A 26,554-nucleotide genomic window follows, 5' to 3' on the forward strand; every position below is an offset into this window, starting at 1 on the left:
AGAGTCCGGCAATGACCCTCTCCGGGAGTGCTCGAGCGCTGGGCCAGTGGCTGCTGTTGGGCGCCATCGTGGGGGGCGTGTGCGGCGTGGCGTCCGCGGTGTTCCTGGCGCTGTTGGAAGAGGCCACGGAGTTCCGGCTGGCGCATGAATCGCTGGTGTACGCGCTGCCCTTGGCGGGACTCGTTCTGGGTGCGGTGTACGGCCGGTGGGGTGCGTCCATCCGGGGCGGCAACAACCTGGTGCTGGACACGGTGCATGCGGGCGACGCGGTGATTCCCCTTCGCATGGCGCCCATGGTGCTGCTGGGCACGGTGCTCACGCACCTGTTCGGCGGGAGCGCGGGACGTGAGGGCACCGCCGTGCAGATGGGCGCGAGCCTGGCGGACCAGATTGCCTGGCGCTTCCGCGTGACGCCGGACACCCGGCGCGAGTTGCTGGCTGCGGGCATCGCGGGTGGCTTCGGTTCGGTGTTCGGCACGCCTCTGGCGGGCACGGTGTTCGGGCTGGAGGTCGTGTGCGTGGGCCGGCTGGGTTACGAGGCGCTCCTGCCCGCGCTCACGGCCGCTGTCGTGGGGGACCTGGTGACTCGCGGGCTGGGCATCCATCACACCGCGTATCCGGCGCCCCAGGCGCTGGCGCTGACGTTGCCCGTGCTGGGCAAGTGGCTGGTGTTCGCGGTGGGGATCGCGGGCGTGGCGGTGGCCTTCATCGAGGGCACGCATGGGCTGAAGCGGGTCCTGGAGCGCCGTGTGCCGTGGCTTCCCGTGCGCATGGCCCTGGGCGGACTGGGGGTGGTGGGGCTCTGGAAGCTCGCGGGCACCAGCGACTACCTGGGCCTGGGCGTGCCCGGCATCCTTCGCGCGTTCGAGGATGTGTCGCTGCCCTGGGGCGCGTTCGCGTGGAAGCTCGTGTTCACGGTGGTGACGTTGGGCGCGGGGTTCCTCGGAGGTGAGGTGACTCCGCTGTTCTTCATTGGCGCGGCGCTGGGCAATGTCCTCGCCCGGCTGTTGGGGCTGCCGGTGGACCTGGGCGCCGCAGTGGGGATGGCGGCGCTGTTCGCCGCGGCGGCCAATACGCCGCTCGCGCTGTCTCTGATGGCGGTGGAGCTGGTGGGCGCTTCCGTGCTGCCTCACGTGGCCATCGTCGCCACGGTGGCGTACCTGCTCACCGGCCACCGGGGCATCTATCCGTCGCAGCGCATCGCCCGGAAGAAGCTGGGCGGGCCTCTGCTGGACCGTGTCGTCGCGTTGCGCGACCTGCATGAGGCGCCCCGGAAGGAATCCGAGGCGCCTCGCTGAGCGGGCGCTACTTGCAGGTGAACGACCAGCGGCAGGTGCCGGAGGCGCACTCGCGATCGCTGGAGCAGGCCGCTCCCCGGCTCCGCTTGTTCACGCACTTGCCGGAGTTGAGCCCCCAGCCGCAGAACTGGTTCGCTCCGCAGTGCGAGTCGCTGTCGCAGAGGCAGCTGCCCGTGGGGTTCAGGTAGCAGTCCGCGCTGCAGCGGTCGGTGGTGCACTCGCGGTCGGACTTGCAGGTCTGACCGTAGGCCTTGGAGCGCGGCGTGTAGCACCAGCCCACCGCGTTGAAGCAGCCTCCACACGCTCCGGAGAGACACTGGCCGTCGCGGCTGCACGACGTGCCGTCCGTCTTGCGGTCCACGCAGTCGTTGTCGCCGGGGTTGGCCGGGATGTCGTTCTGGCAGTAGCGGGACGCGCCGCAGTCCCCGTCGTCATTGCAGACGCAGCGGCCATCGAAGGTGGCGCAGAGCACGGACGTGCACTGCTCGCTCTGGCATTCGTCGTCGAAGCGGCAGCCCTGGCCCAGCGTCTTGGAGTCCGGTGCGTAGGCCTTGCCGCAGACGGTGGGGTACGCCCTCTCGCGCTCGTCCGGCGGCACCCACGGCGCGATGCCTCCCGTGTCGATGTCCAGCGCGGGGTCCGCCATGCTGCCGTTGCGCGCGGTGCTCGCGGTGCGCTCCCACATGCGGATGAACAGCTCCGCCGAGCGGTCCAGCGGCGTGGTGTCCGCGCCCAGGTTGCGCACGTCCCGAAGCAGGTCCGGCAGGAGGCCGACGTGGGCCAGGCCCTGCTCGTCGAACGGCGTGCCCAGCCGGCCCGGTGCCTCCAGCTCCTGCTGGTGGGCCTGCGCGTCCGCTTCCGCCTGGAAGCCCGCGGAGCACGCGCCGTTGGGTCCGAAGCGGGGCCGCGTCTGCTGGATGAAGCCGTTGAAGTCCGCGCCGAAGGCCATGGGGACCTTGAGGCCCTGGCGGCCGTACTCGTAGGCCTGCGCGAAGGAGCGGCTGGAGCCCTGGCAGTCGTTGGCGATGTTCGCGGGCGTGTACGTGCGCGTCTCGTCGTGCGCGGTGCGCAGGCCGAACATGCCGCCCGTGCGGCGGAGCATCTGCACCACCCAGGCGGGCGTGGTCTTCTCGTTCTGGGCGAGCTTGCCGTTCATCACCTCGCGGAAGTGGCCGTGGCTGATGAAGAGCGGGTAGTAGCGGTTCGCCTGGGAGACGGCGTACGCGTCACGCACGCCCTTCTCCGACAGGTGCGCCAGGTCGATGAGCATGCCCTTGTCCATCATCGCCTGGAGGAGCTGCTGGCCGTCCGCGGTGAGGCCCTTCACGTTGCGGCACTGGGCGTCCACGTCGAAGCCCAGCGTGAAGCCGTTGCCGGTGAGGCCGCAGTCGGTGTCGATGTGGCAGTTCTCCAGGAACTGCGCGGCCTGGAAGATGGCGTTGTGCGGAGCCGCTCCGCCGAAGCGATTGTCCAGCTGGTGCACGGGCTGGAGGGTTCGCACGCCCAACGCCTGGAAGCGGTTCAGCTCCGCTCGCCAGTCCTTCGCGCCGAAGAGCTTGCTGGTCTCGATGGAGAGGACCATGGCGAGCTTGCCCTGCGAGATGATCCGCCTTGCGTCCGCGGGTGACAGGGCGATCTCCACCCAGTCGTTGGCCGCGTCGAAGGCGTGGGCCATCTGGAGCTGGACCTCCACGTCCATCATCTCGTCACAGGCGCGCTTGCGGTTCTGTGGGGGCAGCGCTTCGCAGAGGAAGCCGTTGCTCACCGCGGACACCACCACCAGCGACATGCCGCCCTGGTGCGCCTGCTTGAGCCACCCGCCCCAGGACTGCTGGTGGGCGATGGTGTCCCAGCGGGGCCACTCCGTGCCGGGCTGGCGGCGGCCCATGTGCAGGCCGGTGTCCCCTTGCGTGCCTTCAATCTTGCCGATGAACTCCGAGCCCACCGCTCCCGCGACTCCGAAGAGCTGGGACAGGACGGGGACTCCGCTCAGGTCCACGCCTCCAGAGTTGGGACACAGGTTGAGCAGGCCGCTCAGGTCCATGCGGACGCGGGCGTGGTCGCTCTCGGGCCAGCCTCCGTCACAGGTGTCGAGCGCGCCGTTGACGCCGCCGTGGAACCAGCCGCCTCCGAAGGCCTCCTCGGCGAACATGTGGTGGTGCAGCTCGGCGAAGCCCGGCACGTCCACACCCTGCTTCTGCGTGGTGGGTTGAGGCGGGGGCTCCAGGTCCTCGGTGGGGGCACAGGAGAGGGAGGCCGCCAACGTCAGCGCCAGGGGGCTCCAGCGGAACCATGGGAGGGGATGGGACACGAACGCTCCGGGATGAGTGGAGCGTTCACATGCTTCAGCCCGGACACCGCGTGCAAGACGCGGTGTCCCAGAGTGTGTTCAGGGCGCGGTTTGAGCCGTCAGCGCTCTTCGCCTCAGCTCCGGGGTGGCCACCTGGAACTCCGCGGACAGCATCCTCAGGATGCGTTCGCGGCGGTAACGGGCGTTCGTCAGACGTTGCTCCAGGGCGGCCTTCTCGGCTCGGGCCGCCTTGTCGGGCTTCGCGGTGCGCTGGGTGAGGGCCGCCAACCTTCGCGAGACCTCTTCCATCTCGCGGTCGATGAGCACCGGTTGGATGTTCCGCTTCGCCTTCGCCTTGCGGCCCTGGGCGTTGTTCTCAATCCAGACCGGCAACACGGAGACTTCCGCCAGGGACACCGGGGCTCCGGGCTCCGCGCGGGTCACTCCGACTCTCAGGAGCAGCGTGTCCCTCTTGTCTCCGTCCTTCCCCAGTTGCCCCTTCACGTGCCGGTAGAAGCGCGCCTGGTTCGCCACCAGGTTGCCCAGGGAGTAGGCGATGAAACCCTGGCGCCCGGACTTCGTCGTGTAGGCCTCCAAGGGCTGGAGCACGTGCGGATGGTGGCCGATGACCGCGAAGGCTCCGGCTTCCAGGAAGGACTGACCCAAGGCCCGGTCCAACGGATGCGGCGTGTCCGTGTACTCGCGCCCCCAGTGCCCCATCACGAAGAGCGCGTCGCATTTCGCCGCTGCGGCTCGCACCCGCTCCAGGGCTTCCTCTGGTTTCAGTCCCCTTCTTGATGCGTGCTCCGGATAGGGCAACAGCGCCACGTGCGGCGCGTCCGCTTCCTTCGGGTTGCTGAAGCCGTTCAGGCTCCTCGTGAAGGAGAGGAAGCCCAGCTTGATGCCTCGCACCTCCATGAAGACCGGCTCCCAGGCCGCGTCTTGGGTCGTCCCCGTTCCCGTGTGGCGCAGCCCCGCCGCGTCCAGGTGCCGCAGCGTCTCCACCAGGCCTTCCACGTGCTGATCCCTTGCGTGGTTGTTGCCCGTGGACACCACCTTGACTCCGGCGTTCACCAGGGCCTGCGCCATCGCGGGGGGCGCGTTGAAGACCAGCTCCTTCGTGAAGGCCTTCGTGTTGGCCGTGACGGGCGTCTCCAGGTTCACCACGCCCACGTCCGCAGTTCGCAGCACGTCCGACAGCGGGCCGAAGACGTGGTCCCAGCCCTCGTGGTTTCCAGCGCGCGCGTGGGCCTTCGCCACCGACTTCACCTCGCCGTGCGGAATCACGTCTCCGCCAAAGACGAGCTCCACCCGCGCGGGCGCGGCCATCCCCCACAACGGGATGAACACCAGCAGGGCCCCCCACCCTCGCATCAGTCCTGCTCCCGCACTCCGATGAAGACTTCCCGGTTCCAGGGGTCCCTGCGCGTCGTCGCGGGACAGCCGGCCTCCCGCATCCATTCGAGCCAGTCGTCCCGGCGGAACAGTCCGAAGCGGTGGCGCTCCTGCGACATGCTCACCGTTCCGTCCGCTTCCCTCAGCAGATAGGCGAACGCGGTCTCGAACGTCTCGTCGTCCGGATCCGGATCCCACGTCCACATGAGGTAGCGCATTCCGCGCCCGTCCGGCCCGTCGTGGCCTCCGGACTCGGTGAGGGGCTCGAAGGTCTCACGCACGCAGTCCGGCAGCAGCACCACCCGGCCTCCCGCACGGCAGTGCGCCGCCGCGGTGAGGACCGTGGCTCGCGCGTCCTCGCGCGCCACCGCGTACATGATGGCGTCGTGCACCATCACCCGGTCGAACGTGCGCCCCAGCCGCAGCGTGCGCATGTCCCCCACGCGGTGCTCGCACTCCGGATTCACCTTGCGGCTCACCGCCACCATCTCCGCCGAGCGGTCCGTCAGCGTCAGCGTGAAGTGCTTCTTCAGGTGGTAGGCCAGACTGCCTCCGCCCGAGCCCAGCTCCAGCATCGTGCGCGCCGGACCCTCCTCCGGGCGCAACATGGGGAGCAGGTCCTCCGCCTCCTCGCAGTACTCCTCCGGTGGCGAGAACATGGGCCACCAGGAGGCAAGGTCGGTGTAGAGCTGGGGCTCCTCCACGGGAGGCGGGAGCACGGTGCGCAACGACGCCATGGATGACTTCCTCGGAGACGAGGCACCGTTCTACCGCCCGGACAACCCGTGCGTCCATGAGGCCTAACGGACCTGGATGGCGTCCGCGACCACGTAGGTCCCCGCCGTCACCCACCGGCTCAGCTGGACCTTGTTCCACCCCGCCGGGAAGCTCCACGTGCCGAGCGTGTTCCACCTGGCGCCATTGAGGGTCTGGTTCACCTTCACGTTCGCCAGCTGCGTGCCGGAGGCGTTCGTGACGATGAAGGGCGCGGCCGTGGAGCGGTCGCTCGCCGCCGTCCACCACGCGTCCACCGTCTTCGTTCCCGCCGCGGACAGATAGAACCAGAACGTCGCCGGCTCCGACACCGCCGCTCCCGGGGACACCAGGTAGCTGGTGCCGTAGTAGCCCGCGACGTTCGTGGAGGACGCCCAGCTGGTGCCCGTGAGCTGGATGTAGCCCTTCGTCTGGTCGTTGTTCGCGTTGTTGCTGTCGATGACGAGCCCCGTCGACGAGCCGCCGCCGGACGTCCACAGGTACGTCACGTCCACCCAGTCGTTGTTCGACATGCCCAGGTCCAACCAGAACGTGCCGTCCGCGAGGTCGATGCCCGCGGGGTTCGCCGGCCGGCGGCCGAACTGGTCCAACCCGCCGTTGAAGTTGTCCTGGTACGCCGCCTGCGCCTCCGGCTTGCCCTGCGGCAGCGTCTTCCACATCTCGCGCACGCTGGACGGGTTCCAGTAGTCGTCCTTCGTGTTCCACGGGCCCACGTCCCAGACGGACGTCGTCGTGCATTTGGCCGTCTTCGAATAACAGACGCGCACCTGGTACTCGGAGCCTCCGTTGGACGCGAGGCCGCGCCGCGACGGCAGCGCGACGAAGCGGTCGTTGGACTTGATGACGTGGCCGTTCGCCGTCGTGCCGCCCACCAGGCCCTCACGGGTGGCGTAGACGCGGTAGGTCAGCGGCGCGAGCGTCTGGAGTGACTCTTCCGTGCCGGTGCCTTCGCGCCAGCCCTCCAGGCTCACCTCCTGGACCACCGGACCGCGGCCTCGCTCGTCCGCGATGAGCGCGAGGCGGACCTGCACCTCCGTGCCCGCGCGGGGCAGGCGCACGGCTTCGTCTTGCGTGGCGGTGCGCCATTCAGTCCAGGCGCCTCCGGGAGTCCTCACGCGCACGTCCACTTCGACGCCCTGCCCCAGGCCCACCGCCGCCTGGACTCTCGGACGGAAGGTGTCCACGGGCTGCTCGAGCGTGCGCGGCGGGAACTCGAAGAGGCCCGTGAGCCGGCTCAGGCCTTCGGGACGGCGCATCACGGCGTTGGGCTCGTAGAGCAGGCCGTCTCGCGTGCCCACGAGCTCCGACGTTCCCGTTCCGGCGGAGAGGTTCTCCGTCCAGCGCTGCGCGCCGGGCTCCGCCTCCGCTACTCCTTCCGCGAAGACCGCGCCCAACATCACCGCCATCAGGGTGGACCGCCACGACGCGCGCATGCCTGGACTCCCGGGAAATGGACAAAAACGTTTAGACCGTTCAACGTTTAAATCCGTCTTTCCCGGTTCTCAAGAGCCAAGGCGTGAAACAGCGTTGGCTCGGTGCATCACGTCCCGTTGATGACGTTGCGGATCCACGGCGTGTACGTGGCCACGTTGGTGAACACGGAGAACGTGTTGCACTGGCTGGAGCCGAACCCGCTCACAATCCCATACAGCTTCCCGTTGAAGGCCAGGGGGCCCCCGTCGTCCTTCGTGCAGACGTTGGCGGTGGCGCTCGGCGCCGTGCACAGCATCGTGCCGTTGACGTAGTCGCTCCCCACCAGGTCGCGGCAGGTGGCCGTGGAGGTGATGCTCAGGTTCACGCGCTTGAGCCCGTCGGAGGTGGGCGCGTTCGGGGTGCGGCCCCAGCCGCTCGCGACGTACGGCACGCCCGTGGGCGCGGGCGCGTCCGGCAGCGTCAGCGGTTGTATCGCCTGGGACAGGTTGAAGGGCTGGGCGAGTTGGAGGAGCGCGACGTCGTTGGCGGACCCGTCGTAGGACGGGTGCATCACCTTGCGGGACACCGCTCGGTACTGCTCGTCCGCCTCCACCGAGCCCAGCCGCAGGTCTCCCGCGTAGATGCGCATGGACGCGGGCGTGACGCCCTGGACGCAGTGGGCGGCCGTCACCACCCAGCTGGCCCGGATGAGCGTGCCCCCGCAGGTGAACGCTCCCGTCACGTGGAGGCGCACCTGGTGGGGCAGCTCGTACCGGGCCGCGAGGCCTCCTCCGAGGATCTCCTGGGCCTGGACGCCGGGGACTGCTCCCTCATCCGGCTCCCCTCCACAGGCGAGGAACCCCAATGCCATCAACGCGGACGCGAAACGGGAGGTCTTCATGCGGTGAGACATGAAGGATTCACGTCTCACCGTCAATCATGTAAATCGAGACTAGTCAGTCCGCCGACTTGGTGCCGAAGAGGCGGTCTCCCGCGTCGCCCAGGCCGGGGAGGATGTAGCCGTGCGAGTCGAGCTTCTCGTCGATGGCGGCGGTGAAGACGCGCACGTCGGGGTGGTGCTCGCGCAGGTTCGTCAGGCCCTGCGGACACGCGAGCAGACATACGAAGCGCAGTGAGCCCGGGCGGCTTCGCTTCACCCGCTGGAGCGCCGCCACCGCGGAGTTGCCCGTCGCGAGCATGGGGTCGCAGACGATGACGTCGCGGTCCTCCAGGTTGGCGGGCACCCGGTAGTAGTACTCCACGGCTCCGAGCGACTCCGGGTCGCGGTACAGGCCGATGTGGCCCACTCGCGCGGAGGGGACGAGTTGCAGCAGGCCGTCCAGGATGCCCTGCCCCGCTCTCAGGATGGGCACCAGCACCAGCTTCTTGCCGTCCAGCGCCCAGCCCGTGGTGCGCGCCATGGGCGTCTCAATCTCCTCCTCGCGCAGCTTCAGGTCCCGCAGCGCCTCGTACCCGAGCAGGAGGGAGATCTCCTCCAGCAGCGCCCGGAAGGCCGCCGTGCTCGTGTCCGTCCGGCGCATCACCGTCAGCTTGTGCTTCACCAGGGGGTGGTCCACCACCGTGCAGTTCGGGAAGTCCATGCGTCGCCGTCCTTGTCTGTATGGGTTTCAGAAAACCGTGCCGTCACTGCGGATGCGGATGGGCGGTACGCCCCCGGGGCGCAGCTCCGCCGCCACCCGGCGCCCCGCCGTCCACGTGCCGCCCTGGAGCACCTTCGCCAGCGGCAGCTCCTCCGCGCTCAATTCCAGACGCCCTCGCACCAGCGCGGCCACGCGGTCCAGCAGCGCCACCGTCAGCGCCCGCCACTCCACGATGGGCGGGTCACCCGGGCCGTAGACCTCCGTCGTCAGGCGCGGGTCCTGCGGCACCAGCACGCCCAGGTCCACGAAGAGGCCGCCGTTGCGGTACTCCGGCAGGCCGGTGAGCGCGTCCAGCTCCGTCACCGTCACGCCCGCTTCCGCCAGCGGCTCCACCAGCGAGTACGCCAGCCACTGGGACAACTTGTGGAAGGGCACCAGCGAGTCCGCGCTGCCCGGCGGCCCGAGCGCCGGATGCGGCCAAACGTCTCCCAGGTTCACGCCGTCCACCGTCGTGCGGCCCGGCCAGATGGGGCCCAGCACCTCCAGCACCGTGCCCAGCACCTCCGCGGCTCGCACGCTGCGGCGGTGCGCGGCCAGCATGTCGAACAGCGTCCCCGGCCTGGGCAGCACGCGCGACAGCGCCTGCATCAGGTGCAGCCGGCCCTCCACGCCCAGCAGCGGATTGGATTCCGTCACCTGGAAGCCGCGCTCCAACTGCTCGCGCGTCATGCGGCCCAGCGCCTCCGCGTCCGCGCGCAGCGGCCGGTCCGGGTCGGACGAGAAGCCGCCCGCCATGAACATGCGCAGCGACGCCACCGCCAGGCCTTCCGAGCGCACGTAGGACGCGCCTCCGGGCTCCTGGTAGCGCCACGTGGGGCCGCTGCCCGCGTCCAGGAGCACGCTCACCACGCCCAGGTCCACCTTGGCGCGTGCGCGTTCCTCCGGTGGCAGCGGGGCCAGGCGCGCCTCCAGTTGCGCGAGCCTGGGCACGCCTCCCGCGTCGAAGTGCCTCCAGCGGCTGTGCACCGGGATGTCCAGCCGGGGGTATGCCTCGTGCGTCACCGCCAGCACCCGGTCCACCACCGTGGGCAGCCGGGAGGGCTCCACCCGGAAGTACTCCAGCCGGCCGGCGAGCCCCAGGTCCAACACCTGGTGACAGCGCTCGCGGATGGCCGCCGGGCTGCGCAGCCATGCCACCGTGGGGGACACCTCCTGCACCCGGATCGCGTCAAGCATCGAGGTCCCGTCCCTTCACCTGCGCCAGCGCCCCCGCGTCCGCCACCGGCCCGTGCGTGAAGTAGCCCGCGGCCTTCTTCGCCTCCATCTCCACCTTCGCGTCCGCCGGAATCAGCCCGTCCGGGATGGGCACCCGTTCGAGGATTTCAATGCCCGAGCGCACGATGGCGTCGTGCTTCATGTCGCTCATGGAGATGAAGCGGTGGATGCGCGTGATGCCCAGCCAGTGCAGCACGTCCGGCATCAGCTCCTGGAAGCGCATGTCCTGCACGCCCGCCACGCACTCCGTGCGGTGGAAGTACGTGGCCGCGGAGTCTCCGCCCTCCTGGCGCTTGCGCGCGTTGTAGACGAGGAACTTGGTCACCTCGCCCAGCGCCCGGCCCTCCTTGCGGTGGTAGACGATGAGCCCCACCCCGCCCTGCTGCGCCATCCGCACGCATTCCTCGATGCCGTGCACCAGGTAGGGCCGGCAGGTGCAGATGTCGCTGCCGAAGACGTCCGAGCCGTTGCACTCGTCATGCACCCGCGCCGCCAGCGGCACGTTCCGGTCCGCGAGCGCCGTGATGTCTCCAAAGACATACAGCGACAGCCCGCCGATGGGCGGCAGGAAGACGTGCAGGTCCGGGCGGGTGATGAGCTCCGGGTACATGCCTCCGGTGTGCTCGAAGAGGCCCCGTCGCAGCGCGCCCTCCGTGAGGCCGAAGCGCTCGGCGATGCCGGGCAGGTACCAGACGGGCTCCACCGCGGCCTTCACCACCTTCACGTCGCCATTGGCCGCGACCAGGTCTCCGTCCACCTTGAGGCGCCCGGCGGCCATGGCCTCGCGCACCTCCGGCATGTTGATGTGGGCCCGGGTGACGGCGATGGTGGGCCGGTAGTCCACGCCCTGCTCGGCGTAGGCGCGGAACACCTGCGAGGCCACCGCGCCCCAGGGGTCCAGCGACACGATGCGCTTGGGGTCACTCCACGCCGGATACGGCCCCACCTGCGCCGCGGGCGAGGTGTTGGTCAGGTCCGCCTTGTGGTCCTGCGGCAGCTTGCCCGCGGACACCGCCAGCGCGCGGTAGATGGAGTACGCGCCCGAGTGCGTGCCGATGACGTTCCGGTTCGCGGGGTCGGAGAGCGTGGCCACCACCGGGCCCCGGCGCAGCGGCTCCGGCTCGCCCCAGCGCAGGGGGACTCCGGGGGCCTGACCATCGGGATGGGACGTGAGACGGATGTGATTGACCGGCTTCTTGTCAGCCATGGGGTGCACCCTCCTCGCGGGGCGCGTGGGAAAAGACAGATGTCTGGGAATGGGGCGAAGCGGCGTGTGTCAGCTCATCCAGGAGCCGTCGGTGCGCGCGGACCACTTGCGCGTCACCTTCTTGAGCTGGCTCCAGAAGTCGAGGCTCGACGGTCCCGTCACGTCCCCGTGGCCGAACTTCGATTCGCCCGTGCCGCCGAAGGAGAAGGGCTCGCGCGGCACCGGCACGCCCACGTTCACGCCCACCATGCCGGCCCTGGCGCCCTCCACCACCGTCTGCGCCACCGCGCCGTTCGTGGTGAAGATGGACGCCGCGTTGCCATAGGGCGACGCGTTCTCCACCGCGAGCGCCGCCGACAGCGTGGGCACCCGCACGATGGACAGCACCGGGCCGAACAGCTCACGCCGCGCGGCCTCCATGTCCGGGCGCACGTGGTCCAGCACCGTGGGCCCCAGCCAGTGGCCGTTCGCGTAGGCCTCGCCCGCGGGGCGCTTGCCCCGCCCGTCCAGGAGCACTCGCGCTCCGTCCGCCTGGGCTTTGGCGATGGCCGTCTCCAGCCGGTCCACCGCGCCCCGGTCGATGAGCGCACCCATGCCCGGGCCGACCTCCAGGCGTGAGGCCCGCCGGAGGATGTCGTCCACCAGCGGCTGCACGTCCCCCACCGCGAGCATCACGCTGGCCGCCATGCAGCGCTGGCCCGCGCAGCCGGTGAACGAGTCCACCACCGCCTGCGGCGTGAGCTCCGGGTCCGCGTCCGGCACGACGATGAGGTGGTTCTTCGCGCCTCCGAGCGCCAGCACGCGTTTGCCGTGGCGGCTGCCCTCGACATAGACGTGCTTCGCGACGGGGGACGAGCCCACGAAGGCCAGGGCCTTCACGTCCGGGTGCTCCAGGAGCGCGTCCACCGCGGGCTTTGCTCCATGCACCACGGAGAAGACGCCCGGGGGATAGCCGGCCTCCACCATCAGTTCGCCCATGGCGGTCGCGGTGAGCGGCACCTTCTCCGAGGGCTTGAGGATGAAGGCATTGCCCACCGTGATGGCGATGGGGAACAGCCACAGGGGCACCATCGCGGGGAAGTTGAACGGCGTGATGCCGGCGACGACGCCCAGGGGCTCGCGGCGGTACTCGCAGGTGACGCCCCGGCTCACCTCCAGGTGCGCGCCGCTGTCCAGGTTCTGCAGCGACAGGGCGAAATCACAGACCTCCATCCCCTTGAGCAGGCCCGCGCGGCCCTCCGCCACCGTCTTGCCGGATTCGCTCGCGGCCAGGTGCGCGAGCCTTTCCAGGTGCGTCTCCAGGAGCGCGCGGAAGCGTTGCAGGAATTGGGTGCGCTCGCGCAGCGGGGTGACGCGCCAGCCTTGCGCGGCGGCCTTCGCGGCCTCCACGGCCTGGGCGACACCCGAAGCGGTCGTCAGCGGCACACGCCCGATGAGCGCGCCAGTGTAGGGACTGCGAACCTCCTGCGCGGACGCTCCGGCCGGAGAGACCCACTCTCCGCCCACGAGGTTGCGACAAGAGACCACGCTCTCGGGTAACCGAACAAAGGACACGCGCACCCCCCCGGTGTTGCGTGACGAATGGGCGGCAAGGATAGACGCAAACCCGGAAGCCAGGGCAAGGCGGGGGGCGTCACCGTGTCATTGCTTGATCGGAAGCGATGGATCTCCCCATGTTGCTGTGTCGCAAACCCGACCGATGCTCAGGTGCGCGAACGTGCGCGCCGCGCTTCGTCAGGCCTGGGAGAGCATCCGTTGGTGCCGCTCGGACAGCGCTGCGGGGTCCGTGAGGGCGCGCAGCTCCGCGATGGAGGTGGCGTCCTCGGTGTCCGGGTTGAGGCCGAGCGAGATGGCTTCCAGGTACAGCTCCAGCGACAGCAGGAAGCGTGAGTCGGCGGTGAGCGGGTCGCCCTGCTCGCGCATCAGCTCGCCGTCCTCGCGCACCAGCTTCGCGAGCATCCGCACGCGGGAGGCGGTGCCCAGCAGGCGCGAGGTGGACTCGGCGTCCGCGAGGGTGAGCGCGCCGTACTCCATGCCCAGCACGGTGAGGGCGGTGTCGCGGATGTGGTTGCGCGCGTCCCCATACCGCTTCTCCTTCCGGGCCTTGAGGATGCTGGCGATGGCGGCGGCGAACTGCTCGGCGGCGCGCTCGATGAAGTCCTTGCGGAGGGACATGGGCCCCGCAGGGTAAGCCCGACCCGGGGCGCACGCACCTTTCCCACCGTGACGGCACCCCCTGTCACATGAAACCCGTGAGGTTCCACGTGGTTTCACCGTCAGGTGAGACACCGAGAAAGCCGCGGACCGCACCGCCGGTGTTCGTGTCCCCCAGATTCGATGACCAACCGGGTGGCCCGGCTCCGTATCCATTTCAAGCGCGGATCCACGGCGGTCCCGGGTGATTCGCGCTCCCCCCTGACGTCATTCATCTGGAGAGTCCACCGTGGGAGCGCCTTTCGCTCGCGCACAGCTGCGTCCGTTGTCCGAGGCACCGGTCCTGGAATGGGAGATCCGGTGGGACATCACCGACTCCGAGCGCATCCGCATCATCCTCGCCACCGCCGCCGCGCTGGGCTCGGCCGCGTTGCTGCGACGCGGAGACACGGCGTCGCCGCTGCGGCTGGAGACGCTGGAGTGGGAAGGCGGCTTCCTCCACTGGTCCGGGCTGACGGTGGATCCAGGCGCGGACGCGTGGGAGGTGGAGGTGTTTGGCCATGGCTGCGTCTACCGGATGCTCCTGTCCGGCGAGACGGCGGAGCCAGGGACGTGGGTGACGCCGCTGCCCCGTCAGTTGATCCAGGTGCGCCGCCGGGCGCATCGGCGGGCTCCCGCGCCCGCGGACCTGCGCGTGCGTCTGCCGCTGCCGGGGTGGCTGGGGCGGGAGCGCGATGCGGTGGATGTCTCCCTGCATGGGATGGCGCTGCGGTTGGGCGCTGGGGAACGGCTTTCTCCAGGCCGGGTGCTCCAGCCCATCGAGCTGCGCACGGCGGCGGGTGAGGTCCTGTCGCTGCGCGGGGAGGTGCGCCATGTGTCGGACCGCGCCGATGGGGAGCTCCAGTGCGGGCTTCAGGTGACGCCGCTGTCCGTCGAGGATGGCGAGCGATGGCAGGCGCTGGTCTCGCGGGCCCTTCATCCGACGACGTGCACCGATGGCGCTCGGGTGGAGGAGCAGTGGCGGCTGTTCATCGACTCCGGCTACTTCAACCTGGCCGGCCGGTCCGCGGAGGACTTCGAGTCGCGGCGGCGGAGCTTCATCGAGCTGGGCCGCCAGGCCGGTTCGATGGGCCCGGTCCTCACCGAGGTGGTGTGGCCTTCCGAGCGCGGCGTGGAGGCGACCCTCTCCGCGATGAAGCCCTACCGCTCCGTGTGGATGGTGCACCAGCTGGCGCGGCGCCAGGACGCCACCCGGTTCGAGCGCCTCAGGGGCCAGATGCTGCGCGAGCTGTATGTGCACTGCGTGGAGCACGCGCAGCGGGACAGCGGGTTCCGGTGGTTCGCGGCGTACATCGAATCGACCGTGCCCTTCACGTACCGGTCGCACGTCGGCTTCGCCGACCGCATGGCGGCGACGGGCCGGACGCTGATGCTGCCGATGCGAATGATTGACGTCGAGTGTGGCCATTCCCCTGCCCCGCCGTCTGCGGGTCTGGAGCTGGGGCCCGCGACGGAGGCCGAGCGGCGGTTGCTGGTGGAGCGGATCGCCCTCACCCGGCCCGCCTGCTACGCCGAAGCATTGGACCTGCGCCTGGAGACGCTGGACCTGCGGGATGTGACGCGGGCCTGGCAGGCGGTGGGCCTGGAGCGTGAGCGGCACCTGCTGGTCGCTCGCGAGGGCGCGAAGCCGGTGGCGGTGGCCATCCTGGAGTCGGGGCCTCCCGGGACCAATCCCTTCGGGCTGCTGGACTCCGTGCGGGTGTTCGCGCTGTCGCCGCGTGCACGGCAGGCCTATCCGGCGCTGATGGATGGGGCTCGCCGCTGGTTCGCGGAGCGGGGCCGCGAGGGCTTCACCTTCCTGGCCGAAGAGGCTGGCGACGTGGAGGCCGCGGGCCTGCACGACCCCGCGCCCGACGCGAAGCCGTACCTGTGGCTCATCCCCGCCGACCTCGCTCCCGAGTTCCTGGAGCACATCCACGAGCAGACGGCTCCCCGTCCGCTCTCCCATCCCCAGAAGGAGCTGTCATGAGCCTCATCCAGACGCAGTACCTGCCGCACGCCCAGCCCACCCGCGCCCGCCTGGAAACGGACCCTGTCGTGCGCACGCTCCTGTCGCCGGACATCACGCCGGACCTGATGGCGCGCTTCCTCATCGAGTGGTCCGCCCGGGGCGCGTACATGACCGAGCCCGTGGACGGGTGGATCCGCGGCGCCGGTGAGCGCTGCATCGCGCTGGGCCAGGAGAAGGTGGGCCGGCAGCTCATCACCCACGCGAAGCACGAGGCCGGCCATCACCTGATGACCCTTCAGGATGCGCGTGTGCTGACGGCCCAGTGGAACGCGGGCCACTCGCAGCAACTGGACGCGGATGCGCTGGTCGCCCAGGCGCCCACGGCCGCCATGCGCGAGTACCGGCAGGTGCACGACGAGGCCATCACCGGCGACCTGCCGCTGGGCCAGGCGGCCATCGAGTACGAGGTGGGCTACCTGGCGGTGGTGCTGGTGCCGCGCATCCTGGCGCGCGTGCGTGAGGTGCTGGGCCAGGGGACGCTGGACACGCTCACCTTCCTGCGCGAGCACGCGGAGGTGGACGTGGGCCACACCGCGCTCAACGAGCGGATGATGGAGGGGCTCTTGAGCACCCATCCCGAGGAGGGCCCGCGGCTGGCGTCGTTCGGTTCGCGCGGGCTGGACTGCTACCTGCGCTTCCTGGACGACTGCATGGAGGCGGCGCGCCGGAGCGTGAGTGGCGTCACGGCGGCGGCCGCCTGATGGGGTTCACGGAGCCGTGTGGCTCCGTGACTTCCAGTACTCGCGCTGCGCGGGCACGGAGATGAGCTCACGCTCCGGATAGCGCAGCGCGGTCAGCTTGCCTCCGAACACACAGCCCGTGTCCACGCAGACGGTGTTGTTCACCCATTCGGATTCCGGCACGGGGGTGTGGCCGTACACGACCGTGGCCTGTCCGCTGTACCGCGCCGCCCAGTCGGCTCGCACCGGCAGGCCGTAGGCGTCCGCTTCTCCCGTCGTCTCTCCGTAGAGGGCGAAGTCGCGCACCTCCGGAGTGTCCCGGCCGTGCATGGGTTCCTTCAGGCCCGCGTGCGCCACCACCAGGCGGCCGTCGTCGAGGACGTAGTGCGGCGAGCGGGCTTCGATGAAGTCGGCGACCGCCTGGGCGAATCCGGGTGGCTCCCGTTCCACCTGCTCCAGCGTCATCGCGAGCCCGCGCCCTACGCGCACGTCCTTGCCACGCAGCTTCTTGAGCAGCTTGAACTCGTGGTTGCCTGGCACGCACAGCGCGGTGCCCGCATCCACCATCCCCATCACCAGGCGCAGCACGTCCGTCACGCGCGGCCCCCGGTCGATGAGGTCGCCCAGGAACACGACCTTGCGCCCGTGGGGCGTGCCCACGTCGAAGCCGGGGCTTCCGTCCGCTCTCGGCGCGACCGTGTAGCCCAGCTGCGTCAGCAGGACCTTCAGCTCGTCGAAGCAGCCGTGGATGTCTCCGATGATGTCGAAGGGGCCGTGCTCGTCCTGGCGGTGACTCGGCAGGGGGCGGTGCTCGAAGGCCACCGCGCTCACCGTGTCTGGCGTGAGCACGTGCACATGCCGGATGCCTTCCTTCGTCAGCCCCTTCAGCGCGTTCTGGAGCTGCTGCACCTGGTTGCGCAGGGCCTTGGGACTGGCCGTCCCGGAGCGCGCGCGGTTGCGCTCCAGACAGAGCGCCTCCGGCGTGTCCATGGCCACCGCGACCAGGGCCACGTGGTGCTCGCGCGCCAGGGTCACGTAGTGCCGGCGGGACTCCGCGCTGAGGGGGACTCCGTCGATGACGGTGAGCGTGCCCTTCGCGAGCCTTCGGGACACCTCGTCGTGGAGCTTCGTTTCGTTGCCCGTGCCGGGCAGCACGTCCTCTGGGAGGAAGTGCGCGTTCGCGAGGGTGGACTTGCCGGAGCCGGAGGGGCCCAGGAGCAGCACGAGCGACTGCTCGGGGATGGGGATCATCATGGTGGGAACACCGGGGTGGGGGTCGGCGTACCGACCGGCGCCCCTTCCGGGGCAGGGCGCACGCCACGACTCCAGCGCGCGATCCCTTCCGGTGCCCGGGTCACGCGAGCGTTCGCGGACCCTCCGGCGTCAGACGGGATGCGCTCTCCACGGATGAACGCGTTCCCGCCTGACATGCGTCACTTCAGGGGCAGCAGGTACGCTTCCAGGAACACGTCCGGGAGGCGGTCCATGTCGCCTTCCGGCGCACGTTGGTAGCCCCGGCGCTGGTACATGCGCGCGACGCCCGCCGCGCCCCGGCGCACGTGGAGGGAGATGGCGTCCACGCCCCAACGCTTGGCGAGAACCTCCGCCTCCGCCAGCAGCGGCTGGGCCAGGCCCTGGCCGTGGTAGCGCACCGAGGTGGCCAGGGCGCGCAGGTCCGCCGTGCGGGGCAGCCAGGCCTCGGTGCCGGGCGCGCCGGGCGGGTACAGGGCCACCGTGCCCGCGACCTCTCCGTCCACTTCCGCCACCATGATGGTGCACACCTTGCGCTTGGCGGCGACGTCGCGCAGGAAGGCCTTGCGCTCGTCGGAGTAGACGACCTCCGGCAGCTTCTTCGCGTACTGCGTGACGTAGGCGTCCACCAACAGTTCGCCAATCGCCTTGTCGTCCTCGGGCCGCGCCTCGCGGATGACGGCTCGCTTCACCACGTCCGTGCTCATGCGCCGCCCTCTAGCATGACGCCCCGGAGCCCGCGCGGCGCTTCCGGGCAGGCAGCCAGGGTTGTACCTCCTTCGTCCGACATGGGTCCGACCCGGCGACCAGGACCCGGAGTCCGGGACGCGGCGCTTCAAAACCGGTCCGACTGTCGGACAGGTTTCCGCTGCCCGGATGGAGCGGGAGCCCCCGGGCCGCGGGCGTCCCGAACCTGTCCGACTGTCGGACAAGTTCGCGCCGTGGACTCCGAAAGGAAGGGGCCGAGGGCCCGCGGGCCGCGGCGATTCAAAACCGGTCCGACTGTCGGACAGGTTCGTCTCGTGCGCCTCCGGCAGGGAAGGGCCGGGAGCTGGACCGCGCGCTTCAAACCGGTCCGACTGTCGGACAGGTTCGTCTCGTGCGCCTCCGGTAGGGAGGGGCCGGGAGCTGGACCGCGCGCTTCAAAACCGGTCCGACTGTCGGACAGGTTCGCGCGGAGTGCCTCCGGTAGGGGGCGCGGGTCTGGGACGCGGTGCTTCAAAACCGGTCCGACTGTCGGACAGGTTCGCGCGGAGTGCCTCGGGCTCAGAGGAGCCGGGGTCCGGGACGCGGCGCTTCAAAACCGGTCCGACTGTCGGACAGGTTCGTCTTCTTTGCCTCCGGCGGGGGCCTCCGTCGTGGCGCGTTGCGGCAGGCGCGCTTCGCCTGCCCTCTCTGCGCCTACTTCCTGCGGGCGGGCACGGTCACGCGAGCGTGACGACGGCGCATGCCTCCGAGCGCCCAGGCCCCGAACAACAGGCCTCCCGCGACCGCCGCCGTTCCTCCTCCGCCCGTGGTGCAGCCTCCTGCCTGCGCGTCATCGAACGCGTCCGGCGTCACGTCGGAAGTGGAGCCGGGTGAACCCTTCGAGGGGCCTCCCGCGGCTTCGTCCGGCAGGGGCGCCGTGCCTCCGTCCGCCGGCGTGCCTGCGTCCGGGGGCTGCGTTCCCGCGTCCGGCGGCTGGGTCGCGGTCAGCTCCTCATAACGCTGGATGAGCTTCAGCCTTGCCGCGTCGAAGGCGGCTCCGTCGTCGGTCACTCGCGACGCGGCGGGGATCAGGTCGCGGGCCACCTTGCGCGCGAAGCCCGGGTCTCCCGCGTCACTCACCGCCTTGAGCCACTCGTAGTCCTGCATGCCCTGGCGGATGAGCTTGAGCCGCAGCGATGCCACCGGCACGTCCGTCTTCCCTCCAATGGCCTCCGGCGTTCCCGGGTAGAAGAGCGTCCCGTCCCCGTTGCCGTTGAAGCGGTACTGGTCCGTCCAGGCCGTGGAGAGCATGCCCACTGACTGGTAGTAGAGCTCGCCCGTCGCGCCCTGCAGGAACGTCACCCACTCCATCGCGCGCGCCTTCGCCGCCGACCGGTCCAGCATGTACGACGGCCAACCCGCGCCCGGCTTGTTCTCCGGCGCGTTGGTCCCATACGCACAGCCGTGGCTCATACAGCTCTGATACATCCACAACGCTGTTCCCGGACGCTCCAGGAAGTGCGTGTACGTTCCCCGCTGGTCACCCCGGAAGTTCGCGTCCGTGCCGTCCAGGTGGTTCACCAGCGGCACCGCAGTGTCCACCACGTCCTCCAGGCCTTGGGCCTTCAGCTCGCGCGAGTTCGTCGTCAGCATCGTGCGCAGCCCGGGCGCCGCCTGGCGCACCAGCTCTCCCGTCGCGTGCACCTGCGCGAAGGACGTGCCGTAGGGCGGCTCGTCGCCCAGCTGCACGTAGGCCCGGTCCAGCCAGCCCTTCGCCTTCATGTGCGCCGTGAAGTCCTTCAGGTTCGCCGCGTCGAGCGGACCCACGTACTCCAGGCTCGTCATCCTCGCGCCTTGCAGCCGGTTGGGCGCGGTGCCCTCCAGGTACGGTCCCCAGGTCGCGTCGAAGCGGCTCCACTCCGGCGGCCACGGCTTGCGCGGGAAGAGGCTGGAGAGCGTGAAGCGGTGCTCCAACGCCATGCGCTGGTAGCGCGTGAGCAGTGGCTGCAACTCCTCCGGCGTGCAGTCCTCGCGGCCCGTGTGCGCTCGGCACACGTGCGGCGGCCAGAGCAGGAACGCGGACGACAGCGAGGACGTGCTCGGCAGCTCCGCGTCCACCACCGTCAGCCTCGCCGTCACCTGCCGCTGGAAGCCTCCGTCCGCCTCCACCGTCACCGTGCCCGTGTAGTCCCCGGGCGGCGCGTCCTTCGGCACGTGCACGTCCACCCAGAGGGCCCGTGCCTCCTTCGCCGGCACGTCGAAGGGGAAGGCGCTTCGCGTCTCACCGGCGATTTCGTCCGTGTCCGGCACCAGCCCGTCCGGCCACGCGCCCACGGACTCGCCCGCCACCGACGCCTGCTTCGTGGTGACCAGCGCCTGGCGGTACAGCGTCACGTCCGGCCCCGTCAGCGTCGCGGAGCCCGGGCCCTCCAGCGCGGGCAGCTTCGCGCGCACGCCCTTCAGGCCCGTGTCGCCGCCTTGCAGCGCGACCTGGAAGGAGACGAACTCATTGCGCGCGGCGGTCAGCCGCACCTCGGTGGCGCTCCGGGCGGCGGTCCCCGGCCGCACCTTCACCATCATCCCCTCGCCCCACACGGCGGGCCCGGCCGCGTACACCGGCAGGGCCACGGTCAGCGATAGCAGGGCAGCTGCTCGGAACGGTCGAATCGAAGGCATGAAGAGACCAACGCAACCCGGCCCTGCCTGCCTTCCCGCGCCGCGCGCCGCCGTCAGCCTGTCAGGCAGCCGGACAGGAGCCGGGCGCTGGCTTGCTCCCACGCCGGGCCTGATGGGACGCATTCCGGCCTCCTGGCCTGGTTCGAAGACCTCACCCCGCTGTGACGGTTCAGCGGAGGGGCCCCGGAGCTTCGAGCTGGATGAGGGCCCTCGCGTGAAGCCAGGCACCAGCAACCTCTTCAATATCGCCCCGCCGATGATGGTGCACTCCGTGGACGCGCGTGGCTACGCGCCGCCAGCGGAGTTCGTGAAGGCGGTGCGGGTGTGCCCGCCCTTGCCCTCTCCCGCGTACGTGGCCGCGCTGCGCGACGTGGCGCCGCCGTGGCTCCTGGAAGCGGGTCCCCTGCCCCGGATGTCCGCGGGCGCCCGGCTGCGGGCCCGTTCGCGCCGCACGTGCCGGCTTACAGGAAGTCGCCGATGAGCCCCGGGAGCTGCTCGCCCAGCTTCTGAAGCAGGCCTCGCCGCTTCCAGCCGTGCCAGTGGACCTCCGCCGAGTGCGTGAGGTCCGCCTCGAAGGACTTCGCCAGCTCCTCCGCCAGCACCGGGTCCTCCACCATCACCGAGCCTTCGTCGGTGTGGCTGAGCGCCAGCGGATCCAAATTGGTGGAGCCCACGACGCACAGCGTGTCGTCCGCGACCAGCGTCTTGGAATGCATCATCGAGACTTCGTACTCGTAGATGCGCACGCCGGCCTCCAGGAGCCGAGCGTAGGACGCCCGCTGCGCGTTGAGCACGGGCCTCACGTCGTGGTAGCGGCCCGGCACCAGCACCCGCACGTCCACGCCCTCACGCGCCTTGAGGATGAGCATGTCGCTGATGGCTTCCGACGGGATGAAGTACGAGTTGGCGATCCACAGCCGGTGCTTCGCGGACGCGATGGACAGCAGCCACATCTTCGTGGCTTCCGACAGGAAGCGGTGCCCCGTGCTGGCGACGAAGAGGGCCCTCGCGTTGCCCGCGGGCGCGAGCTCCGGGAAGGACTCCGGGGGCAGCAAGGGGCCGCCGGACTCCTGCCAGTTCTGGGCGAAGGCGAGCTGCATGCCTCGCACGACGGGGCCTCGCACGCGCAAGTTGGTGTCGCGCCAGGTCTCCGCCGCGTCGCCGTTGCCCAGCCAACTGCGCCAGATGCCGAAGCCGCCGGTCAGCGCGACCTCGCCGTCACGGATGACCATCTTGCGGTGCATGCGCGCGCGGATCCTCACCGCGTCCAGCGACGTCACCGCGCCCTGGAAGGGCCGGTAGATGCGCACGTCGCAGCCGGCGTCCGCGAGCACCGGGGCCACGACCTCGAAGTTCACGCTGCCCAGTGGATCCACGATGACCCGGCACTGCACGCCAGGGGCCCGCTCGCGCAGCGCGATGAGCAGCCGGTCCGACGGGATGCCCGGACGCCAGATGTAGCTGGCGATGTGGATGCTGGAGCGGGCGGCGCGGATCTCCTCCTCGATGACGTCGAAGACCTGGCCGTTCTGCACCAACTCCACGCCGTTACCGGGCTCCATCGGGATGCCCATCGTCTGCTCGATGGCGAGGTCCCGCTCCGCCGGGTCCTCCGGCAGCGCGCGCAGGCGCAGGTCCTGTCGGTGGTTCGGGTAGGGACACCCCGCGGCGAGCAGGGCAATCAGGATGGGCCAGACCAGCCGCACGGACCGGAAGCTAGGGCAGCCCCGCCCCTTCCGCATCCGACGTGTGTCCCAGAGTCGAGGAAGCACGTGGATGGACAGGGACACCGTCCACCCGCCGACGCTTGAGCCCCGTGATACGTGAGGCCGGTGGTGCAGGACGCATCACATGCGCACTGCTGGAGCTCACGGCGAGCACACCGGGAGGACGGACACGGCATGGGGCGACGGGGGATGGCAACGCGCGGGGCGCTCCTGTCGCTGGTCCTGATGGGGGCACCCGTCGCGGGCGCCTCGGAGTGGACGCAGAACGTGCCACCCGCGGGAGATGTTTCATCCGCGACTCGGGATGAGCCGCCACCCACGCCGGACACGGCCGCGCCACAGGCAGGCGACGTCCTCGCGCCTCTCGATGAACCGCGCGAAGCGGATGCGCCCGCGTCCCCTGCTTCGACCTCGGAGCGGCCTCCGTCGTCGGCGCCCGAACCTCCTCCGCCGCCGCTGAAGCCCACCGTGCTGGATGCGCCGCTCCTGGACGCGGATCCTCCGCCTCCCGCCGTGCCGCCGCGTCCGCTGCGGCCCTTCATTCCGCACGGCGAGCCCTACACGGAGGCCCCTCTGTCCGGCGGCACCTGGGCCGCGCATGGCGGTGTCACGCTGCTGCCCCTGGGCACCGTCTGGGCCGCGACCCGCGTGGGCGGGGACACGCGCCTGGGCGCCACCGCCGCGGAGGCCGCCGCGGGCACCGTGCTCGCGTCGCTTCCGGGTCGCTTCCTCTTCGTGCATCCCTCCTATCCGCAAGGACGGTGGATGGAATTGGAAGTGGGCGCGTTCGGCGCCGCCATGGTCGTCACGCCGCCCGTCGCCGCGCTCGGCACGTGGGGCATGGGTGAGATTGCGTTCGGTGACAGCGAGGATCGCGGCCACGCGTACCTGGGCGCGCTCGGCGGCGCGACCGTGGGAATGCTGCTGGGCCTCGCCGCGCATGAAGGCCTGCGCCACCTGGCCGGCTCCAGCGAACGGTTGAGCTTCCTGCGCGAATACCTCGCGTACTCGCTCATCGGCAGCGGCGCGACGGTGGGCTACCAGTGGAGCCGCACCCCCACTCCCAGGCGTTGACGCATCGTTTCGCCGCATCGGTGTTTCAAATTTCTTCCCGCATGCGGCGCCTCGGCACCCCGCCCTCCGCGCGTGCGCGCGTGCCTGCAATCTCGACAGTGGCGTTGTCAGTCCCGGTCCCTAGAGTGCTCCGTGCAGCGCCAACACATCGCAGGGAGACGACACCATGCAGGCTCGCAAGAACGTCCGTCGCATCGCCTTCGTCCTCGCCGCCGCCGCCACCGTGATGGGCCTGGGCATCGCCGCCACGCCGTCCTCCGCCGACGCGCAGGACTGCACGCCCACGTGTTTCAAGAACCCCATCACCGGGCAGATCACCTGTACGTACCCCTGCCCGTAGTCCCGGGCCGGCCACGACCGTGATGAAAAAAGGCCCCACCCGCTTCATGCCGGGTCGGGGCCTTCTTCATGCGCCATGCTCGGAAGCGCGCGTGCTACTCCGTGCGCATCGCCTCCACGGGGTCCAGCTTCGCCGCGCGCGCCGCCGGGTAGATGCCGAACGCAAGGCCCACCCCGCAGCTCATCACCAGCGACACGATGACGGACCACAGGGGGACCTCCGTGGGCAGGTTGATCATCCACCGCGCCAGGTGCGCCAGCCCCACGCCCAGCGCCACGCCCACCGCGCCGCCCACCAGCGACAGCACCACGGCCTCCAGCGCGAACTGCGCGAGGATGCGGTAGCGCTTGGCCCCCAGCGCCTTGCGGATGCCAATCTCCCGCGTCCGCTCCGTCACGGCGACCAGCATGATGTTCAGGATGCCGATGCCGCCCACCAGCAGCGACAGGATGCACACGCCGAAGCTGGCCGCGGACACCGCCGCGGAGAGGTTGTTGAACATCTGCGTGGCGGACGCGTTGTTGTAGAGGAAGAAGTCGTCCGGTTCGTCCGGCTTGAGCGCGTGGCGGCGGCGCATGAGCAGCGTCACCTCATCCTGCGCCCGCTGGAGCACCTCCGGGGACTTCGCCTGGATGCTGATGCGGAAGTCGCGCACGCCGAACATGGACGCGAAGGTGGACAGCGGAATCATGGCCTGGTTGTCCTGGCTGCCGCCGCCCAGGAACCCGCCCCGGCGCTTGAGCGTGCCCACCACCTGGAAGGTGCGGCCCAGGAGGCGGAACTCGCGGTTCAGCGGATCCAGGCCGGGCCACAGCGTGTCCGCCAGGTCCTGGCCAATCACCGCCACGCGCCGGCCGTCCACGAACTCCGCGTCCGTGAAGGGCCGCCCGCTGGAGAGGCTCACCGAGTTGGTGTTGAAGTACTCCGCCGTGCCGGCCCAGACGTTCACGTTGGGACGCGACTCGCGGTCCGCGGTGGAGGCCTTCTGGCCGCCCTTGGAGTCCTCACCCGCGGCCTGCGAGATGGAGGGCTGCGTGCGGATGGCGTCCAGGTCCGCGTAGGTGAAGCGCGGCCGGCGCGCGAGCTCCGCGATGGACAGCTCGCCCTGGCCGAAGGGCAGCCGCTGCACCTGGAAGCAGTCGCTGCCCAGCTCCGACATCTGGTCGTTCACCTGGTTCTTGAGCCCCTCGATGAGGGACATCATGGACACCACGGTGGTGACGCCGATGACGATGCCCAGCAGCGTGAGGAAGGAGCGCAGGGGGTTGGAGCGGAACGTGCCGAACGCCAGCCGCACCGTGTCCCAGAAAGCCATCCACATGGTCAGGTCTCCCGCTCGCGCCTAGTCGTGGCGGAGCGCTTCCACGGGGTCCAGGTTCGCGGCGCGCGCCGCCGGCCAGATGCCGAACAGCAGGCCCACCACCGCGGAGAAGCCCACGCCCAGCACCACCGTCATGGGCTGCACCGCCGCCGCCAGGGGCGTGAGGTAGTTCACCAGCCACGCGAGCCCCATGCCCACCGCGGTGCCCATGGCGCCGCCCACCGCGGACACGCTGGCCGCCTCCATGAGGAACTGGAGGATGATGGTGTGCTTGCGAGCGCCCAGCGCCCGCCGCACGCCAATCTCGCGGGTCCGCTCGCGCACGGACACCAGCATGATGTTCATGATGCCGATGCCGCCCACGAGCAGCGTGATGAGCCCCACGCCGGTGGCCGCCCCGTAGAGCGCGCCGGTGAGCTGCGCGTACATGTTGGCCAACTGGTCCGGCCGGTTGATGGCGAAGTCGTCCGGCGCGCCGGGCTTGGTGTTGCGCTCGCGGCGCAGCGTCTCCGTGAGCCGGTCCTGCACGCGGGGGACGTTCTCCTGCTGGTCCACCGCGAGCACCAGGGTCACGTCACGCTGGGTGCCGAAGTGCCCCTGGAACGTGGTGTACGGCAGCATCACCACCAGGTCCACGTTCTGCCCCAAGAGCGTGCCGCGCTCCACGATGACGCCCGCGATGCGGTAGGGACGGCGGTCCACGAGGATGCGGTGGCCCACCGGGTTGATGCCCGGGAAGAGCACCTTGCCGATCTCCGCGCCAATCACCACGACAGCGGAGCGGTTGTCCACGTCCGCCTGCGTGAGGAAGCGCCCCTGCGCCATCTCCACGGAGGACGTCATCGCGTAGTCGGGGCTGGTGCCCATGGTCTGCACGGAGGCGAGCTTCCGGCTCTGGAAGGACACCTCCGCGTTGACGAACATCATGGGGGCCACGGCGATGACGTGCTCGGAGGCGCCGCGCATGGGCTCCACCAGGTCCAGCGAGAGCTTCTTGCGGTTGCGGTACGCCCACCAGTCCCCGTTCATCACCCAGGGGAACTTGGACACCTGCAGCGTGTTGGAGCCGATCTTGCTGAGCTGGTCCGCGAAGGAGCTGTTCAGCCCCTGGATGATGCCGACGATGGCCAGCAGGGTGCACACGCCCACGCCGATGCCCACCGTGGTGAGCACCGTCCGCAGCCGGTTGGAGCGCAGCGAGGTCAGCGCGATGCGCGCGCCCTCCCACACGTCGACCCGGAAGTTCACGAAACCACCCCTTCACGCTGGAAGCCGCGCGGCCTGGCGCACACCGGGAGGGTCCCCGGCGGACGGGCCGCG

The 26,554-nt window shown here is 70.3% G+C and carries 22 protein-coding genes; 6 read left to right on the plus strand and 16 right to left on the minus strand.

Annotated features, from left to right (window positions below; translation table 11 throughout):
* Nucleotides 1-11 precede the first annotated feature (11 nt).
* Nucleotides 12-1,298: a chloride channel protein gene (locus JYJ93_RS02670; protein WP_206786340.1), complete on the plus strand. Its 1,287-nt coding sequence runs from the start codon at nt 12-14 to the stop codon at nt 1,296-1,298.
* 7 nt (nt 1,299-1,305) lie between these two features.
* Here JYJ93_RS02670 and JYJ93_RS02675 read toward each other — a convergent pair whose 3' ends face one another.
* From JYJ93_RS02675 to JYJ93_RS02720, 10 genes are all read right to left on the minus strand, one after another.
* Nucleotides 1,306-3,609 (minus strand): membrane dipeptidase, encoded by a 2,304-nt coding sequence (locus tag JYJ93_RS02675; protein ID WP_206786341.1) that lies wholly within the window; start codon nt 3,607-3,609, stop codon nt 1,306-1,308.
* A gap of 78 nt (nt 3,610-3,687) precedes the next feature.
* Nucleotides 3,688-4,962, minus strand: a complete 1,275-nt coding sequence (locus JYJ93_RS02680) for a CapA family protein (protein ID WP_206786342.1) — start codon at nt 4,960-4,962, stop codon at nt 3,688-3,690.
* Nucleotides 4,962-5,720 carry a class I SAM-dependent methyltransferase gene (locus tag JYJ93_RS02685; protein WP_206786344.1) on the minus strand — a complete coding sequence of 253 codons (759 nt, stop codon included), beginning with the start codon at nt 5,718-5,720 and terminating at the stop codon, nt 4,962-4,964. The genes JYJ93_RS02680 and JYJ93_RS02685 overlap by 1 nt, the downstream gene beginning before the upstream one ends.
* Nucleotides 5,721-5,783: 63 nt before the next feature.
* Nucleotides 5,784-7,190 (minus strand): hypothetical protein, encoded by a 1,407-nt coding sequence (locus tag JYJ93_RS02690; RefSeq protein WP_206786345.1) that lies wholly within the window; start codon nt 7,188-7,190, stop codon nt 5,784-5,786.
* 107 nt (nt 7,191-7,297) lie between these two features.
* Nucleotides 7,298-8,071, minus strand: coding sequence for a serine protease (locus JYJ93_RS02695; RefSeq protein WP_206786347.1), 774 nt, complete (start codon nt 8,069-8,071; stop codon nt 7,298-7,300).
* Nucleotides 8,072-8,126: 55 nt separating this feature from the next.
* Nucleotides 8,127-8,771 (minus strand): uracil phosphoribosyltransferase, encoded by a 645-nt coding sequence (gene upp / locus JYJ93_RS02700; RefSeq protein ID WP_206786348.1) that lies wholly within the window; start codon nt 8,769-8,771, stop codon nt 8,127-8,129.
* A gap of 27 nt (nt 8,772-8,798) precedes the next feature.
* Nucleotides 8,799-10,007 carry a URC4/urg3 family protein gene (locus tag JYJ93_RS02705; protein WP_206786349.1) on the minus strand — a complete coding sequence of 403 codons (1,209 nt, stop codon included), beginning with the start codon at nt 10,005-10,007 and terminating at the stop codon, nt 8,799-8,801.
* Nucleotides 10,000-11,253 (minus strand): GTP cyclohydrolase II, encoded by a 1,254-nt coding sequence (locus JYJ93_RS02710; RefSeq protein ID WP_206786350.1) that lies wholly within the window; start codon nt 11,251-11,253, stop codon nt 10,000-10,002. Before JYJ93_RS02710 ends, JYJ93_RS02705 begins: the two co-directional genes overlap by 8 nt.
* A 69-nt stretch (nt 11,254-11,322) precedes the next feature.
* A complete protein-coding gene (gene mmsA, locus JYJ93_RS02715; RefSeq protein ID WP_206786351.1) occupies nt 11,323-12,807 on the minus strand; it encodes a CoA-acylating methylmalonate-semialdehyde dehydrogenase in 1,485 nt (494 codons plus the stop codon).
* A gap of 180 nt (nt 12,808-12,987) precedes the next feature.
* The gene (locus JYJ93_RS02720) at nt 12,988-13,428 is read right to left on the minus strand and encodes a hypothetical protein (RefSeq protein ID WP_206786352.1); all 441 of its coding nucleotides are present in this window, start codon (nt 13,426-13,428) and stop codon (nt 12,988-12,990) included.
* Between the two features lie 268 nt (nt 13,429-13,696).
* On the opposite strand from JYJ93_RS02720, the gene JYJ93_RS02725 reads away from it, so the two are divergent.
* Both JYJ93_RS02725 and JYJ93_RS02730 read left to right on the plus strand, forming a co-directional pair.
* Entirely contained in the window at nt 13,697-15,436 is a 1,740-nt protein-coding gene (locus tag JYJ93_RS02725) for a PilZ domain-containing protein (RefSeq protein WP_206786353.1), read from the plus strand.
* A complete protein-coding gene (locus JYJ93_RS02730; RefSeq protein WP_206786354.1) occupies nt 15,433-16,179 on the plus strand; it encodes a hypothetical protein in 747 nt (248 codons plus the stop codon). The genes JYJ93_RS02725 and JYJ93_RS02730 overlap by 4 nt, the downstream gene beginning before the upstream one ends.
* Before the next feature lie 6 nt (nt 16,180-16,185).
* Here the strand turns inward: JYJ93_RS02730 and JYJ93_RS02735 are convergent, their stop codons facing one another.
* From JYJ93_RS02735 to JYJ93_RS02745, 3 genes are all read right to left on the minus strand, one after another.
* Nucleotides 16,186-17,412 (minus strand): AAA family ATPase, encoded by a 1,227-nt coding sequence (locus JYJ93_RS02735; RefSeq protein ID WP_206786356.1) that lies wholly within the window; start codon nt 17,410-17,412, stop codon nt 16,186-16,188.
* Nucleotides 17,413-17,591: 179 nt separating this feature from the next.
* Nucleotides 17,592-18,116, minus strand: coding sequence for a GNAT family N-acetyltransferase (locus JYJ93_RS02740; RefSeq protein ID WP_206786358.1), 525 nt, complete (start codon nt 18,114-18,116; stop codon nt 17,592-17,594).
* Nucleotides 18,117-18,810: 694 nt separating this feature from the next.
* Complete coding sequence (locus tag JYJ93_RS02745) at nt 18,811-20,772, minus strand: DUF4091 domain-containing protein (RefSeq protein ID WP_206786360.1); 1,962 nt, start codon at nt 20,770-20,772, stop codon at nt 18,811-18,813.
* Nucleotides 20,773-20,986: 214 nt separating this feature from the next.
* Between JYJ93_RS02745 and JYJ93_RS02750 the strand changes: the two genes are divergently transcribed.
* Nucleotides 20,987-21,253: a hypothetical protein gene (locus tag JYJ93_RS02750; RefSeq protein ID WP_206786361.1), complete on the plus strand. Its 267-nt coding sequence runs from the start codon at nt 20,987-20,989 to the stop codon at nt 21,251-21,253.
* Here JYJ93_RS02750 and JYJ93_RS02755 read toward each other — a convergent pair.
* Entirely contained in the window at nt 21,234-22,478 is a 1,245-nt protein-coding gene (locus JYJ93_RS02755) for a phospholipase D-like domain-containing protein (protein ID WP_206786362.1), read from the minus strand. The genes JYJ93_RS02750 and JYJ93_RS02755 overlap by 20 nt on opposite strands.
* Before the next feature lie 210 nt (nt 22,479-22,688).
* On the opposite strand from JYJ93_RS02755, the gene JYJ93_RS02760 reads away from it, so the two are divergent.
* Both JYJ93_RS02760 and JYJ93_RS02765 read left to right on the plus strand, forming a co-directional pair.
* Complete coding sequence (locus JYJ93_RS02760; protein WP_206786363.1) at nt 22,689-23,573, plus strand: hypothetical protein; 885 nt, start codon at nt 22,689-22,691, stop codon at nt 23,571-23,573.
* 166 nt (nt 23,574-23,739) lie between these two features.
* Nucleotides 23,740-23,913 (plus strand): hypothetical protein, encoded by a 174-nt coding sequence (locus JYJ93_RS02765; RefSeq protein WP_014392946.1) that lies wholly within the window; start codon nt 23,740-23,742, stop codon nt 23,911-23,913.
* A 94-nt stretch (nt 23,914-24,007) separates the two neighbouring features.
* Here the strand turns inward: JYJ93_RS02765 and JYJ93_RS02770 are convergent, their stop codons facing one another.
* The gene (locus tag JYJ93_RS02770) at nt 24,008-25,234 is read right to left on the minus strand and encodes an ABC transporter permease (RefSeq protein WP_242543640.1); all 1,227 of its coding nucleotides are present in this window, start codon (nt 25,232-25,234) and stop codon (nt 24,008-24,010) included.
* Nucleotides 25,235-25,255: 21 nt separating this feature from the next.
* Complete coding sequence (locus tag JYJ93_RS02775; protein ID WP_206786364.1) at nt 25,256-26,482, minus strand: ABC transporter permease; 1,227 nt, start codon at nt 26,480-26,482, stop codon at nt 25,256-25,258.
* Between the last annotated feature and the right edge of the window lie 72 nt (nt 26,483-26,554).

It is taken from the genome of Corallococcus sp. NCSPR001, from assembly GCF_017309135.1.
GTDB lineage: Bacteria > Myxococcota > Myxococcia > Myxococcales > Myxococcaceae > Corallococcus.